Annotated in this window: 14 protein-coding genes; 9 read left to right on the top strand and 5 right to left on the bottom strand. The window is 64.3% G+C overall.

Features of this window, described 5'->3' with window-relative positions:
* Positions 1 to 75 precede the first annotated feature (75 nt).
* The 3 genes from CXZ05_RS02805 to CXZ05_RS02795 are packed head-to-tail and all read left to right on the top strand — an operon-like array spanning position 76 to position 2,083.
* Positions 76 to 525, top strand: a complete 450-nt coding sequence (locus CXZ05_RS02805) for a hypothetical protein (protein WP_102971100.1) — start codon at positions 76 to 78, stop codon at positions 523 to 525.
* The gene (locus CXZ05_RS02800; RefSeq protein ID WP_102971099.1) at positions 522 to 1,274 is read left to right on the top strand and encodes a cyclase family protein; all 753 of its coding nucleotides are present in this window, start codon (positions 522 to 524) and stop codon (positions 1,272 to 1,274) included. Before CXZ05_RS02805 ends, CXZ05_RS02800 begins: the two co-directional genes overlap by 4 nt.
* A 32-nt stretch (positions 1,275 to 1,306) precedes the next feature.
* The gene (locus CXZ05_RS02795) at positions 1,307 to 2,083 is read left to right on the top strand and encodes an IclR family transcriptional regulator (RefSeq protein ID WP_102971098.1); all 777 of its coding nucleotides are present in this window, start codon (positions 1,307 to 1,309) and stop codon (positions 2,081 to 2,083) included.
* On the opposite strand, the gene CXZ05_RS02790 is transcribed toward CXZ05_RS02795, so the two are convergent.
* Complete coding sequence (locus tag CXZ05_RS02790; protein ID WP_102971097.1) at positions 2,080 to 2,880, bottom strand: IclR family transcriptional regulator; 801 nt, start codon at positions 2,878 to 2,880, stop codon at positions 2,080 to 2,082. The two genes, CXZ05_RS02795 and CXZ05_RS02790, sit on opposite strands and share 4 nt — an antisense overlap.
* A 125-nt stretch (positions 2,881 to 3,005) precedes the next feature.
* Positions 3,006 to 4,445, bottom strand: coding sequence for an amino acid permease (locus tag CXZ05_RS02785; protein ID WP_102971096.1), 1,440 nt, complete (start codon positions 4,443 to 4,445; stop codon positions 3,006 to 3,008).
* A 297-nt stretch (positions 4,446 to 4,742) separates the two neighbouring features.
* Between CXZ05_RS02785 and CXZ05_RS02780 the strand changes: the two genes are divergently transcribed.
* Together CXZ05_RS02780 and CXZ05_RS02775 are read left to right on the top strand one after the other, a co-directional pair.
* Positions 4,743 to 5,795, top strand: coding sequence for a homoserine dehydrogenase (locus tag CXZ05_RS02780; protein ID WP_102971095.1), 1,053 nt, complete (start codon positions 4,743 to 4,745; stop codon positions 5,793 to 5,795).
* Positions 5,788 to 7,200 (top strand): aldehyde dehydrogenase family protein, encoded by a 1,413-nt coding sequence (locus tag CXZ05_RS02775; RefSeq protein ID WP_102971094.1) that lies wholly within the window; start codon positions 5,788 to 5,790, stop codon positions 7,198 to 7,200. The genes CXZ05_RS02780 and CXZ05_RS02775 overlap by 8 nt, the downstream gene beginning before the upstream one ends.
* 5 nt (positions 7,201 to 7,205) lie before the next feature.
* Here CXZ05_RS02775 and CXZ05_RS02770 read toward each other — a convergent pair whose 3' ends face one another.
* Complete coding sequence (locus CXZ05_RS02770; protein ID WP_056635630.1) at positions 7,206 to 7,673, bottom strand: Lrp/AsnC family transcriptional regulator; 468 nt, start codon at positions 7,671 to 7,673, stop codon at positions 7,206 to 7,208.
* A 75-nt stretch (positions 7,674 to 7,748) separates the two neighbouring features.
* Between CXZ05_RS02770 and CXZ05_RS02765 the strand changes: the two genes are divergently transcribed.
* The 3 genes from CXZ05_RS02765 to CXZ05_RS02760 all read left to right on the top strand — a co-directional run bounded on the left by CXZ05_RS02765 (position 7,749) and on the right by CXZ05_RS02760 (position 9,747).
* Positions 7,749 to 8,480, top strand: a complete 732-nt coding sequence (locus CXZ05_RS02765) for an HAD hydrolase-like protein (protein WP_180987239.1) — start codon at positions 7,749 to 7,751, stop codon at positions 8,478 to 8,480.
* Between the two features lie 112 nt (positions 8,481 to 8,592).
* On the top strand, positions 8,593 to 8,742 hold the full coding sequence (locus CXZ05_RS22950) for a hypothetical protein (protein WP_180987238.1): 150 nt from the start codon (positions 8,593 to 8,595) through the stop codon (positions 8,740 to 8,742).
* A gap of 57 nt (positions 8,743 to 8,799) precedes the next feature.
* The gene (locus tag CXZ05_RS02760) at positions 8,800 to 9,747 is read left to right on the top strand and encodes an SAM-dependent methyltransferase (protein WP_102971093.1); all 948 of its coding nucleotides are present in this window, start codon (positions 8,800 to 8,802) and stop codon (positions 9,745 to 9,747) included.
* 48 nt (positions 9,748 to 9,795) lie between these two features.
* On the opposite strand, the gene CXZ05_RS02755 is transcribed toward CXZ05_RS02760, so the two are convergent.
* Positions 9,796 to 10,341 (bottom strand): flavodoxin domain-containing protein, encoded by a 546-nt coding sequence (locus tag CXZ05_RS02755; RefSeq protein WP_102971092.1) that lies wholly within the window; start codon positions 10,339 to 10,341, stop codon positions 9,796 to 9,798.
* Positions 10,342 to 10,530: 189 nt separating this feature from the next.
* On the opposite strand from CXZ05_RS02755, the gene CXZ05_RS02750 reads away from it, so the two are divergent.
* Complete coding sequence (locus tag CXZ05_RS02750; protein WP_102971091.1) at positions 10,531 to 11,619, top strand: glycerophosphodiester phosphodiesterase family protein; 1,089 nt, start codon at positions 10,531 to 10,533, stop codon at positions 11,617 to 11,619.
* A gap of 76 nt (positions 11,620 to 11,695) precedes the next feature.
* Here CXZ05_RS02750 and CXZ05_RS02745 read toward each other — a convergent pair whose 3' ends face one another.
* Positions 11,696 to 12,283 carry a GNAT family N-acetyltransferase gene (locus CXZ05_RS02745; RefSeq protein ID WP_180987237.1) on the bottom strand — a complete coding sequence of 196 codons (588 nt, stop codon included), beginning with the start codon at positions 12,281 to 12,283 and terminating at the stop codon, positions 11,696 to 11,698.
* Positions 12,284 to 12,287: the final 4 nt, after the last annotated feature.

Raw genomic sequence — 12,287 nt, 5'->3', positions numbered from 1 at the left:
TTCAATGCTTGTAATGATCACCACACCGTGCCACGATGGCATGCAAACACGTTACGAACCATCAGGAGGCATCCCTTGAAGATTGAAATGAAAGCAGTACGCAAGCTGCGTGTGCATTGGCCCGTAGCTGCGGAAACTTTCTCGCGCCTCGCCAGCGGCGACGCCGAAGCATTCAAAGACGAAGCGGGCATTGCGGCCCTGCTCGACGCTGTCGCGGGATCTCCTGACCTCGGGGACTTTGGCAACTACCGGCATGTCTTCGAATCCGGTTTGGGTTTTGAGGGGTTCACCTGCGCTGAAGGCGCCAATCCCACGTTGGGGCAGGTTGGTCAGCAGACAATTTCGCCGACCCTGGTCCTGACGACGTATTTCGATGCCGCGCTCGACGACGACGCCGTGGAACGCTTCCTGCAGCACATTGTGGATATCCACCCCTGGGAGGTACCCGTCATTGAGCTAACAGGGCCAATCAGCGTTTCCAACACTGCCCTTCCGGCGTTGGTTGAAAGCCAGGCCACGTCATGACTCCAGTCACTACAACCGCACTCTGGGACGGCCTGCAGACGCTGTTGGCCGGCAGATCATTCACTGACCTGACCCACGCCTTCCACCCCGGCCAGCCACACTTCCCGGCATTCCCCGACGAAATCAGGGAGCCCGTCTTCGATCTGGAGAAAGGTGACGGTTTCACCGCTCACCGCTACTCGATCATCGGACAATGGGGAACACACGTTGATCCTCCCTCGCATTTCATCTCAGGAGGAAGGACCCTGGACCAGATTCCCGTGGAGGAGATGGTCCTTCCGCTGGTCGTCCTGGACATCACCGAGCGCGTCATCGCCAACGCGGACGCCACTCCCCAGATGGAGGACGTCCAGGCCTGGGAACACCGCAATGGCACCATCCCACCCGGGGCCTTCGTGGCATTGCGGACAGGCTGGAGTGACCGTTGGCCTGACGCTGCCGCCATGGCAAACAGGGACGATCACGGTGCCAGCCACACACCAGGCTGGTCGCAGGAAGTCCTCTCCTTCCTGATTGAGGAGCGGTCCGTTACCGCCGTCGGTCATGAGCAGACCGACACCGACCCGGGACTGGCCACATCCCGCCAGGATTTCACCCTGGAGACCTACGTCCTGGCGCAGAACCGGTGGCAGATCGAGCTGATGGCGAACCTGGACGGACTTCCGGAAGCGGGCGCTGCCCTCATTGCCACTTGGCCCAAGCCTTTGCGGGGCAGCGGTTTTCCTGCCCGGGTCTTCGCCATCCACTAGGAGGCGTTCCTCCAGTGACTAGAATCGGACCCATGTCTAAGACATCCAGCATGGGCCGGGGAATTATGGCTGTCCTAGCGGTGGGCTCCCGCAACGCAGAAGGCCTGCCCGGCGGAACGGTCGCTGATATAGCAACCGACCTGGGCAAGGACCGCAGCCAGGTAGCGCGCAGCCTGCGGACGGCGCAGCAGGAGGGGTTTCTGGTCCGCAAAGACCACCGGACCTACGCCGTCGACTGGTCGCTCCTGACGGACGCGCAACTGCTGACCGAACAACGCCTGCAGACTGACGGCGCCACCGCCTTGGCAGGCTTGGCCCGTGAAACTGACGAAGGATGCTTCCTCAGCATTCTGAGCGGAGACAGCACCGTCACCATCGGCGAGCATGTTCCGGCAAGCAGCAACATGATCGGCTCATGGCTGGGCCGGCCCTACCCAGCGTACTGCAGCGATGCCGGCCAGGCAGTGCTGTGGGAAGCGTCCGACGACGAGGTCCGGACCCTTTTCTCCGGCGTCGCTTTCGTGCGTCATGGCCCCAATACACCCCTTGACGCAGAGGACTTCCTGTCACGACTACGCGCGGCCCGGGCGCGCGGATACTCCATCGTCGACGAGGAAGCCGAACCCGGGCTGTATTCCCTGGCCGTCCCGATTCGGGACTTCAAGGGCGACGTGGTGGCAGCGCTTCAGGTCGTAGGCGCCAAGACTCGCCTGCAACCGAGGCTGGAGGCCTGCGCCACGGCCCTCGTGTCCTGGGGAACGTGGCTTGAGTCAACGCTGGGTCATGCCCTGCCGCAGAACGTGCCTTAGCTGGCAAGACCCTTCCGGCCAGCGTTGTTCCGCGTGCCGCCCTGGCAGGACCCCAGCCGCTGGGCTGCTTCCCACAGGGCCTGTGCAACGTCTTCTGCGCCGGACGTGATCTCGGCCCGACTGCCCAGGACGCTGAGCGCCGCAAGAACGGAACCGTCGGCGGTGCGGACGGGAACCGCCAGTTCGTAGACTCCATGCTCGAACTCTTCCTCCGCGACAATAAAGCCCCGCGCCCGGTCCCGGTCCATCAATTCGACGACTTCCTGCGGCGAATGGGCCGCCCCCGGGCCGCCTACGCCAATGAAGTTGACGTCCGCAAGGAGGGCCTCAACGGCTGGCTGCTCCTCGTCCCACAGGAGGGCCCGGCCGGACCCGGTGCACCACACGGGTGTCACCATGCCGGGTTTTACGAAGCCGCCGGGAACCGCGTCATTGCTGGAGGTCCGCAGGAGAATGACGCGGAAGCCCTCCCGGACGGAAAGTCTGGATCTCAGGCCGAACGAGGCCACCAAAGCCTCAAGTTCGGTTCTTGATTCGCGTACCCAACCCGTGTTCAAGGCGGCAGCCAGGCTGAAAAAACGTGGACCGGTCCGGAATGGCCCGCGTTCGACGCGTTCCAGCAGTCCCAGCTCGCACAATTCCTGAGTCAACCGGGAGACCCGGCTTTGGTCCATCTCCAGCTCAGATGCGATCTGGGAAACGCCGAGTAGCCGCCTTCCCCGCTTCTCCCGGTCCGCGACCAGCCGGACTATCCGAAGGCCTTGGGCCATGGATGACGCTTCCGAGGAAGAATCCATGCTCCGTGCTCCTTCCGCCTGACAACTACGCCTATTCTCACACGTCCCCACAGAACGCCGGGCCTGGTGGCGGGGGACGAAAGTCCCCCGCCACCAAGCCACGTGGACGATAGATGGTGACGGCGTCAGGAGGGCTGGTTTGGGCGCGCCTTGCGTCCGTACTTGAAGTAGAAGAAGGCGTAGCAGGCGCCAACGAAAGTGACTCCGAAATAGAGCGCTGCTACCTGGTTCGGGTCATAGGCGATGCCGATGAGCGAGATGAGGCAGAGGGAGAAGGCCAGGATCGGCACCAGCGGGAACAGCGGGGCCGCGTAGGGAAGCGCAGCGACATCACCGCCGTTTTTGACGAAGGATCTCCTGTGGAAGAAATGCGAGGCGGTGATGGACATCCAGACCCCGACGACGGCGAAACCCGCCACCGATACGAGAGCCAGATATACGGTTTCAGGTGCAACGACGCTGCTGATGAGGGATGCCAGGCCGCCGAGCATGCTGACGGAGAGTGCAGTCATGGGGATACCGCGTCGGGTCAGCTTCTTCAGCGCCCGGGGCGCGTGCCCCTCGTCGGCAAGGGAGTAGAGCATCCGTGCGCAGGAGAAGAGACCGCTGTTACCGGCTGAAAGGAGTGCGGTGATGATGACGAAGTTCATGATGTCGGCGGCGTAAGGAATGCCGATGGATGAGAAGACCGTCACGAACGGGCTTTCATCCAGCCCGACCTGCTCGAAGGGGATGGTGGCGGCGATGACAGCGATTGCCCCGACGAAGAAGATCAGGAGACGGATGACGGTGCTGCGCATCGCTTTGGGGATGCTGGTGGCCGGGTCAGTGGTTTCGCCCGCCGCCACACCGATGAGCTCTGAACCGGAGAAGGCGTAGAACACAGCAAGCGCAGTGACCAGGACACCGGTGAAGCCGTTGGGGAAGAGGCCGCCGGAAGTGTTGAAGTTTTCAAACATAGCGGCATGGTTGGCCGCCTCGCTGAGCGGGTGGAAGCCGAACAGCGCCGCGCCGCCGAAAACGATGAGAACCACGATGGCGCCGACCTTGACGATGGCAAACCAGAACTCGGACTCGCCGAAGAATTTCGAAGAAACCGCATTGAAGCCGAAGAGGACCGAGGCGAAGATAACGCACCAGACCCAGACGTCAACACCCGGGAACCAGCGCTGCATCAGGAGACCGGAAGCCGTGAACTCCGATCCGATGGCCACCGCCCAGCAGAGCCAGTAGAGCCAGGCGGTGGTGAACCCTGTGGCCGGCCCGATCGACCTCGCCGCGTAGATATGGAAGGCCCCTGAGACCGGATAAGCGATGGCGAGTTCACCGAGGCAGGCCATCACGAGGTACACAACAAAGGCGCCGATGAGATACGCGATGACTGCCCCGAGCGGCCCGGCCTGGGAAATGGTGTACCCCGAGCTCAGGAAAAGCCCGGAGCCGATCACCCCGCCCATGGCGATCATGACCAGATGCCGTGCCCCCATGGACCGCCGGAGCCCCGAATCGGTCGACGGCGGAATGGTGGGCTGAGGCTCCAGCTGGACAGGTGATGACGGTTCCATGGTTTCTCCCAGGTGAGTGGCGGGTCTGCTGCGGAGGATGCGCATGTGGCCCGGCGTGGGTCAAGCCGACTCGAGCTGCGCAGTAGCGACAGTGATGAAAGTAACACGAAAAGGCCATTTTGGTCATTAAGAACATCTCTACATGTCTATGTTGAACGCAGGTTACGTTGCGGGGTACATGGCGAATCGGCAGGCGGATGGTCAGTTCGACCTGCTTTTCGGTCACAATCACATGCGCCGACGGACAGGGAATGCGGCCAGCATTGGAGGACCGATGTAACTGATTGAAGGAGCACCATGACCACCTACGACATTGCGCTGATCGGCTTCGGCGGCGTCAACAGGACGCTGGCCGAACTGATCAATACCCGTGGTGAGAGACTTCGTTCCGACCTGGGCTTCGGCCTGCGGGTGGTGGCCATCACCGACCTGCGGCTCGGATCCCTGGTCCAGCCTGAAGGCGTGGACCTCTCCGTTGCCCTCAAACTGGGCGGCGACAATGAAACCTTCGCAGCGTACGGCGGATCCGCCGACACCAACAACGAATCCGTGATCCGCAACTGCACAGCGGACATTGTCTGCGAGGCCACCTTCACTAATCCCGAAGACGGCGAGCCGGCAGTTTCACATGTGCGCTGGGCACTCGAATCCGCCAAGAGCGTCTGCACCACAAACAAGGGCCCGGTTGCCCTCCGCGGCGCCGAGCTGAGCTCCCTTGCCGAACAGAACGGCGTGCACTTCGAGTTCGAGGGCGCCGTCATGAGCGGCACTCCCGTCATCCGCCTGGCCAAGAAGATGTTCGCCGGGCTGAAACTGGATGGCTTCGAAGGCATTCTCAACGGCACCAGTAACTACGTGCTCGGGCGGATGGAAGCCGGTCTGGACTTCGACGCGGCCATCAGGGAGGCGCAGGAACTCGGCTACGCCGAAGCAAACCCCGCAGCCGACATCGAGGGCCACGACGTTCAGCTCAAGGTCCTCATCCTCGCCAACGAACTGCTGGGCGCCGGCATAGAGCTCAAGGACGTTCATCGGCAGGGGATTTCGACCGTGGCCCCGGAAGATATTCGGAAGGCAGCCCGCGAGGGGCACCGCTGGAAGCTCGTCGGCGCGGCACGGCGGAATCCAGACGGGTCCGTGACTGCAGGCGTATCCCCTGTAGCGCTCCCCCTTGATCATGGGCTGGCCGGGGTTTCCGGCGCAACCAATGCCGTATCCTTCGAGACCGATCTTCTGGGCGCTGTAACCATCTCCGGACCTGGAGCCGGGCGCGTGGAGACCGCCTACGCGCTGCTCTCTGACATCATCGCGATGCACGCAGCCAGGACGGAGGTATCCGCAAATGCCTGAATCCATGCTGTGTTCGACAAAAACCGCGCTGCCACAGTTCCGTGACGTGACGAGCCCCTACGACGGCAGGGTGGTCGGCGCGGTTTCGCTGACCGAAGCCACCGCCGCCAAGTCCGTGATCGAAACGGCCCGCGTCGGCGCCCGGAAGGCACGGGTCCTGTCCCGCGCCGCGCGCGGGAAGATCCTGGACGGCGCCGCAACGGAGATCGAGCAGCGCTGCGAGGAGTTCGCACTAACGATAGTGTCCGAGGCCGGGAAAACGATCCGCCAGGCACGGAAGGAAGTGCTGCGAGCGGTCAACACACTCCGCCTGTCCGCCGCCGAAGCGCGCCGGAACGCAGGCGAAGTCATCCCCTTCGACTCCTACGAAGGCTCAGAGGACCGCACCGGGTGGTACTCGCGCGAACCACTGGGCATCATTGCCGCGATCACCCCGTTCAACGACCCCCTCAACCTGGTGGCGCACAAGATCGGCCCGGCAATCGCCGGAGGAAACGCCGTGATTCTCAAACCCTCTGCGCTGACGCCGCTGTCAGCCCAGCTGCTCGCGGACGCCCTCGTGAGCTCCGGGCTCCCGCCGGAGGCCCTCACGGTTGTCCACGGCGGCCGGGAAGTGGCCGAAACAATTATCAGGTCCCGGGACATACGAATGGTGTCCTTCACCGGGGGCTTCTCCACGGGTGAAAGCATCGCCCGCGCGGCGGGCTTGAAGAAGCTGTCCATGGATCTCGGCGGAAACGCACCTGTGATCGTCCTGGACGATGCCGACATCGAAAAAGCAGTGGAATCCTGCGTCTCCGGAGCATTTTGGGCGGCCGGCCAGAACTGCGTGGGGGTGCAACGGATTCTCATAGCCGCCCCGGTGTACGGCGCGTTCCGCCGGCGCTTCCTGGAGGCGACGGCCAGGTTGGTTTCCGGAGATCCATCAGATGAACGGACGGACGTCGGGCCCATGATCAGCCCGGCTGCGCTGCACGAGCTCCAGACCAAGCTGGACGAGGCCCTCGGCGCCGGCGCTGTCCTTCTTTCAGGCAATGTCACGGACGGCAATGTGCTTCACCCGACCGTCCTGGAAGCAGTCCCGACGGACAGCCGGCTGTGGAAGCAGGAGGTTTTCGGGCCCGTGGTCATGTTCCGCCAGTTCAGTACGTTCGAAGAGGCCATCGAAGTCGCCAACGCCATCGAGTTCAGTCTTCATGCGGGCATCTTCACCGACTCCCTGGCCAGGGCCATGGACGCAGCCCAACTGCTCGAAGCAGGCGGCGTCATGATCAACGACTCCTCTGATTACCGCTTCGACGGCATGCCGTTCGGCGGGGCCAAGTACGGAAGCATGGGCAGGGAGGGCGTCCATTTCGCGTATGAGGAGATGACCCAGCCAAAGGTCATCTGCATCAGGAACTGACGGCTTCACTCGGTGGCGCGGGCACCTCCGGGGCCCCGCCTGATGTAACTGGACAGCGTCATGGCCGTCACCGTGTCCGTGACGCCGGGAATGGCCGCAATCTGCTCCCAGATCTCTTGAACCCTCTCCAGCGACCGGGCCTCGACCCTCACCAACAGATCAAAGTCACCGCTCACGACATCACACAAAACCACTTCCGGAATCGACCGCAGTACGGTGATGACGTCCGACCCCCGCACCCGGTCCTTCCTGTAAACCATCAGGAAGGCGGACACCGGCCCCTGCCCCGGCGGGCCGGCAACAATGGTGTACCCCTGGATATACCCTTGCCGTTCCATCCGTTCAATCCGTTGGCGCACGGCATTCCTCGACAGCAGGACTTTGGTCGCCAGCTCCGCGTGGCTCATCCGAGCGTTCTTCGTTAGCTCCGCAAGAATCCTCTGGTCAATCTGATCAAGACTCACTCGATCCATGCCTACCCTTCACACCAAAATTTCCCCGGCACACCCGGAACCGAACCAATTCCACGACCGAAAGCACCCGAAAAAATGACATTTCTGCAGCAAGACCGTCCGCCTCTCACCGGCATTAGCTGCGTCCTGTTCGACATGGACGGAACGCTGCTGGATTCAGCACCCGGCGTCACGGCAAGTGCTGCCCGAGCCCTGGCAGCCGTAGGCGCGCCGGTCCCCGCGATGGACAAACTGCGCCAATTCGTCGGCCCGCCGATGATCGAGTCCTTCAGAACAGTCTCACAGTTGGACGACGTAACCGCCCAAAGGGCCCTCCAACACTACCGCAAGGCATACGCCGACCACGGCGCTGAACAGTCCAGCCCGTACGACGGGATCATCGAACTGCTTGACCACCTGCACTCGGCCGGCATGCCGATGGCTGTCGCCACATCCAAGGTGGAAGATCAAGCGGTAAGACTCGCACGAAGGTTTGGAATCGAAGGCCATTTCATCAACATCTGCGGGGCGTCCGACCGCGACGGAAGAGCGAGCAAGGCAGAGGTCGTCGCCGAATTGCTGCTCCGCCTTCAATCCGAAGGCGTAGACATCTCCAGTCCCGTAATGATCGGAGACCGGAGCTACGACGTCGCCGGAGCCGCCCAACACGGAATCCCGACAATATTCGCGCTCTGGGGCTACGGGGACGCCGGGGAAGCGTCGCAGGCGGCCGCCGTTGTCACGTCCCCCGGAGACCTGCTGCCACTGATCGTGGCCAACCGCCGCCCGTCGGACAGTTCCGCGAAGAGGTCCTGCGCCGCTAGGTGAGCACACGGATACAAGAACGAAACGTTGAATCGATGCGCTGAAACATACCGTGGCTACGCTAATTCCTACCTGAAAGAGGGTCGTCCGCACCCTCGATTGAAAGGAAATAGCCATGCTTTGGAATACCTTGAATCTGTTCTTCACCACGCGCGCTGACGGGAACTCCCAATTCGGAGAGGCCGTGTCGAATACCGATTTTCCCCAGGGCCAGCTCACGTCCGCGGCTTGGGAAGGCTGGTGGGACAGCGCCGCGCAGCTCTGACAGGCATCACCGGGAGTAGGCTCACCGAAAGGGAAGCAGCGAACGGGAGGGTAAGGCGTGACAGAGCAAGGACGCAGTCCCGAACTTGAGGACCAGGGGCTACCGCAGACGGCCCTGGCCGTGGCGGCGGGCCGTGCCGTCGAGACGTCGCGGGCCGACGCGCTCGTGGCGGATCCTTTCGCCTCCGCTCTGGTGGTGGCTGCCCGCTCCCACCTGGACCTGCCGACGGTGTGGCCGGCTGAACCGGCGGAGGCTCCTCCCCTGCAGCAGCCGCTCCTGCTTGCGTCCATTTACATCGGTATGCGGACCAGGTTCATCGACGACTTCCTGCAGTCCGGCCCTCCCGCCACGCAGACAGTGGTTCTCGGCGCGGGGCTCGACACCCGTGCCTTCCGGCTGCCGTGGCCGGCCGGCGCCAAGGTCTTTGAAATCGACAGCGCCAACGTCCTGGAGTTCAAGGCCCATGTGCTGAGCCGGCTCTCGGCGGAGCCTCGGTGCGAACTAATTCCCCTGCCTGCAGACCTGTCCCTGCCGTGGCGGGAGGGGCTCCTGGCCGCCGGTTTTGACCCGGCGCGGCCTACGACCTGGGTCCTCGAAGGCCTGCTGCCATACCTCGATGCCGCCGCCCAGGGTGCGGTGCTGGAGGAAGTCGCGGCACTGTCGGCGCAGGGATCCCGTGCGGTGATTGAGCGGGCAGTTGCCCTGCCCAAGACTGACGACATCGAGGCCAAGCTGCGTGAGTTCAGCGAGCAGACGGGCCTGCCCATGAGCGAGCTGCTGGCGCGGGCCGATCCGCCGGACCCGGCGGAACTGCTCGACGCAGCAGGCTGGCGCTGCACAGGACACACCGTTGAGGAGCTGTGTTCGATGTATGGCCGCGTCCTGTCGCTGGCCGCACCCGACGCGGCAGGACCCGGCGGGCCAGCACCCGGCGGGCCGGCTCTGGAGCAGCAGCCGACCCCCGACCAGTCCCGGGGCGGCTTCGTCACCGCCTTGCGGCCGTAGGCGGCTCCGGCGCCCACCCCAAGCGATACTATGCCGGGCCTAGAGAAACTATGCCGGGTCCGTGTCGGACGATGCCGACGAAGCAGGCTTCGCGAGTTCGGCTGTTATCTGATCCGTCCAGGCGTCGACGGCCGCCCAGTCGCGCAAATCTCCGAAGCGGCCGCCGGCGATGCGGAACAATGCCCGGAGCGGAGCCGACAACTGGGTGGCCTGGTAAACGCCGGAGAAGGCAGCGTGGCCGCGAAGCTGGACTTCCTGGAACTGCGTTTCCTCCAGTCGTTGCTGTTGCAGTGCCGCACCGCGCTCGCGGAACAGCTTTGGCAGGCCGTCGGACATCCCCACGCTGAAGGCCCAGACAGGCCGTCCGGCCAGCTCGGGGCCATACTGTGTGAGGAACGCTAAAGCCGGGGGCAGCCACGCCTGATTGTGGATGGCGCTGCCGGTCACCACAGCCTCGTAGCCGGCGACAGATTCGACCTCCTCCACGGACCGGCACTCGACCTCGCCCAGGGCCACCGCCATTCGTGAGGCCACGTGTTGAGCTATTTCCCGGGTGGAACCCAGCGCGCTCGCATAGGCAACGAGGACAGTCATGGTTGAGCCTCCTGTCTTTTCCTTTCTACATTCTGATGGAAGATGTGCCGGCTGGAACCTGCCATCACGTCCCGGCACTGCCGTTAACCTCACCGCCACCTGCCCGCATGCCGTTCGCCACCTGGCCTCCCTAGGGTGAACGGGTCGGCGGCTCAGCGCCGGCCACCGTCATCCGGGAGGAACAAAACCATGCGCAAAGTCCTGACCGCAGCGGCCGCCGTCGCGCTTTTCACCGCTGCCATTGGCTCGACGGCGGGACCCGCCGTCGCTGCCCCGGCGGCGGACGCCGTGACGCCGTCGTCGAACGCTTCCGGCACCTCGCCAACGGCGAAATCAACGGCCATCACGACGAACGAGCGCAACGGCTCCTTCGACCTTCAGTCGCACCGCGGCGGCCGCGGCGAGTGGACCGAGGAATCGCTGGCCGCGTTCACGAACTCGCTCAAGCTGGGCGTGAGCACGCTCGAGCTGGACACCCACCTGACCGAGGACGGCAAGGTGGTCGTCTGGCACGACGACACGATGCAGGCCAACAAGTGCGCCGACACCGCGCCGGTTACGCCGAACGACCCCGAGTTCCCCTATGCGGGCGACCGCGTGGCGGATCTTTCCCTCGCGCAGATTAAGACGCTCAACTGCGGCTACAAGCAGCTGGCCGGCTACCCGGAGCAGCAGGTGATCGAGGGCAACCGCATCGCCGAGCTGAAAGATGTGTTCCAGCTGGTGCGTGACTTCGGCGCCAAGAAGGTCCGCTTCAACGTGGAGACCAAGGTGGAGGACGGCCAGGCCGGCGGCGGAGGCTCCGTGGCGCTCACCAAGGCGGTGGTCACCGAGATCTACATGGCGGGCATGTCCGGCCGCACCACCGTGCAGTCGTTCGACTGGTCCACGCTGAACTACACCCGGAAGATCGCCCCGCAGCTGCCCGTCGTGGCGCTCTCCAGCGGCGACGCGTGGCTGCAGGTGGGCAAGCCCGGCGCCGCACCGGAGCTGGGCGGCATCGACATTGACGACTACGACGGCTCCCTCGCCAAGGCCGCCAAGGCCCTGGGCTACGACGTCATCTCCCCCGCCTTCGCGTCCGTCACCCCGCAGATGATCGCCGACGCCCACGAGTTCGGCCTGCCCGTCATCCCGTGGACCGTGAACACCACCGCCGACATGGCCCGCCTGATGGACCTCGGCGTGGACGGCATCATCACCGACTACCCCACCCGCCTGCGCACCCTCATGGACCAGCGCGGACTGAAGCTGCCGAAGGCGTACGGACTGAGTTAAAGCCTCAGGCTAAGACGTACGACGGCGGGCCGTCCCCTTTTCGGGGACGGCCGCCCCTTTGGGCGGCGGGGCCACGTCAGTGTTGGTCGGCGCTGACAGGTCCTCCCGTTGAGATCCAGGCACCAAGAGGCTGCCCGGCGACGTCCTGTTCTTCGTCTTCCGCGCCGACGACAACGAAGCCCCTGGCCTGGTAGTTGGCCAGAGCCGCGGGTCCGTCGAGCGTGCAGGTGTGGACCCAGACGCGGGTGACCGGTGGAAGCCCGAACCGCTCCGGCAGTGACCAGGCTGCCAGGATGCCTCGTTCGAGGAGGCGTCCGCCGAGGCCGCGGCCGATGGCTTGTTCCGTCAGCCCGAAGTAGCGGATCTCGACGTCCGTGCCGGTGTCGGCGGGCGTGGGGTGCAGGTGCACGTAGCCCAGGGGAACGCCTTCGCCGTAGAGGATCCAGAACTCAGCGCCGGGGACGGTGAGCTCGTCGGCCCATTGCTCCCTGGACCAGCCGAGGCGGTCGGTCCAATGCCAGGGACCCCCGACCAGTCCGTAGAGGAACCGCGCATACTCGGGTGAAACGGCAGTCGCGCGGTCCAACCGGACCCCCTCGGGAAAGGCTGGCGCCTCCTGTGCGGGCGCGGCAAGCATCTCAAGGGTGGTGGTGGTGACTCTCATCGGG

Origin of the sequence: Arthrobacter sp. AFG20 (assembly GCF_002892795.1) — a bacterium.
GTDB lineage: Bacteria > Actinomycetota > Actinomycetes > Actinomycetales > Micrococcaceae > Arthrobacter.
The sequence above is the reverse complement of the archived record's forward strand: the minus strand, read 5'-3'. Positions and strand labels throughout refer to the sequence as shown.